General features: G+C 63.2%; 2 protein-coding genes. One reads left to right on the top strand and one right to left on the bottom strand.

The window, feature by feature from the left end; genetic code table 11:
* The coding region (locus tag IBX54_RS14685; protein WP_296543396.1) for a GTP-binding protein at positions 1–268 on the bottom strand (268 nt) is incomplete at its 3' end.
* Positions 269–457: 189 nt separating this feature from the next.
* On the opposite strand from IBX54_RS14685, the gene IBX54_RS14680 reads away from it, so the two are divergent.
* Positions 458–2,110, top strand: coding sequence for an alpha-D-glucose phosphate-specific phosphoglucomutase (locus IBX54_RS14680; protein WP_296543395.1), 1,653 nt, complete (start codon positions 458–460; stop codon positions 2,108–2,110).
* Positions 2,111–2,128: the final 18 nt, after the last annotated feature.

The raw sequence follows: 2,128 nt of genomic DNA, 5'->3' as shown, positions 1-2,128 counted from the left end.
TGTGGCCGGGGGTGTCGAGCAGGTTGATGACATGGTCACGATAGACCATCTGCATCACAGATGAAGCGACCGAGATGCCGCGTTGTTTTTCGATCTCCATCCAGTCGCTGGTGGCATGGCGCGTGGCCTTGCGCGCCTTGACCGAGCCGGCAATCTGGATCGCGCCCGAGAACAGCAACAGTTTTTCGGTCAGCGTGGTTTTACCCGCGTCGGGGTGCGAGATGATGGCAAAGGTGCGGCGGCGTCGGGTTTCAAAGGCGTAGGTCACGGGGTGGTCTCAAATGGGGGGCTGCGGTGCGCTCACAACTGGCCAGGCAATCGGCCGGTTTGACCGGAAAACCGGGTATTTTGCGCAGCCACAAAGGAATTGTCACATTTTAAATGCTGGGCGCGCGGCTTTCGCGGGGGCGTTTGGTGCTAAATTCAAGCGGTCACTTTGCAGCAGGTGTTATCCATCATGGCCATTCAGACAATTCCTACCCAGCCTTTTGCGGGGCAGCGTCCCGGAACCTCGGGTTTGCGCAAGAAGGTGGCGGTGTTTACCCAGCCCCGCTACCTGGAAAACTTTGTCCAGGCATTGTTCGATGTGCTCAACGTCGGCGGTGCCGAGGGCCGCGCCTTGCAGGGCCAGACGCTGGTGCTGGGCGGCGATGGCCGCTTTTACAACCGCACGGCGGTACAAATCATTCTGAAATTGGCCGCGGCCAATGGCGTGGCGCGCGTGCTGCTGGGGCAAGGCGGCATTTTGTCCACCCCTGCGGTCAGCGCGGTGATCCGCCGCCGCCAAGCCTTTGGCGGCATCGTGCTGTCGGCCAGCCATAACCCGGGCGGGCCCGAGGGCGACTTTGGCATCAAGTACAACGCGGCCAACGGTGGCCCGGCCAACGAGGCCCTGACCGAGGCGGTCTATGCGCGCACCCAGGTGTTGACCGAGTTGCGCATGAGCGACGCACCTGACATTGACCTTGATCGCCTGGGCCTGCAGCAGGTCGAGCAGCTGCAGGTTGAGGTGATCGACCCGGTGGCGGACTACGCTGCGGTGATGCGTGAATTGTTTGACTTTGAGCTGCTGCGCGGCATGTTTGCGCGCGGTTTCAGCATGCGCCTGGATGCCATGAACGCAGTGGGCGGGCCTTATGCCAGGGCCATTCTTGAAGGCGAGCTGGGTGCGCCCGCGGGTACCGTGGTGAATGCCGAACCGCTGGAAGACTTTGGCGGCCTGCACCCCGACCCCAATCCGGTCAATGCCGAAGACCTGATTGCCCACATGCAGCAGCCCGATGCGCCTGATTTTGGCGCCGCCATGGACGGCGATGCCGATCGCAACATGGTGCTGGGCCGCAACTTTGTCGTCACGCCGTCCGACAGCCTGGCGCTGATGACCGCGCACGCCAAACTGATTCCGGGTTACAAAAATGGCCTGCGCGGCGTGGCGCGTTCCATGCCGACTTCGGCCGCGGTGGACCGCGTGGCCCGGGCGCTGGATTTGCCCTGTTTCGAGACCCCCACCGGCTGGAAATTTTTTGGCAACCTGCTTGATGCCGGGCGCGTCAGCCTGTGCGGCGAAGAAAGCTACGGCACCGGTTCGAGCCACGTGCGCGAAAAGGACGGGCTCTGGGCGATTTTGTTCTGGCTCAGTTTGCAAGGTGCGACTGGCAAATCAGTCGAAACTTTAGTGCGTGAGCATTGGTGCCAGTACGGCCGCAACTACTACACCCGGCACGACTATGAGGGCATTGCAGTGGACGTGGCCAGTGCGCTGATGGACGCTTTGCGCGCCGCCCTGCCTGCCCTCGCCGGGCGGCAGTTTGCCCAGCGCCGGGTGGTAGTGGCCGACGATTTTGCCTACACCGATCCGGTGGATGGTTCGGTGTCGGGCCAGCAGGGCATCCGGCTGATTTTTGACGATGGCGCGCGCGTTATCTTCAGACTGTCGGGCACCGGCACCGAAGGTGCCACGCTGCGCCTCTACCTGGAACGTTATGAGGCCGATGTGGCGCAACAGGACCAACCCGTGCAGCAGGCACTGGCCGAACTGGCGGCGGTGGCCGAGCAGGTGGCGGGCATCAGGGTGCGCACCGGCATGGCCGGCCCCACGGTGGCCACCTGATCAAGCCCGCATCGGCCC

It is taken from the genome of Rhodoferax sp., assembly GCF_014859475.1.
In the GTDB taxonomy this organism is placed as follows: domain Bacteria; phylum Pseudomonadota; class Gammaproteobacteria; order Burkholderiales; family Burkholderiaceae_C; genus Rhodoferax.
Note: the sequence above shows the minus strand (reverse complement) of the source record. Positions and strands in the feature narration are given on the sequence as shown.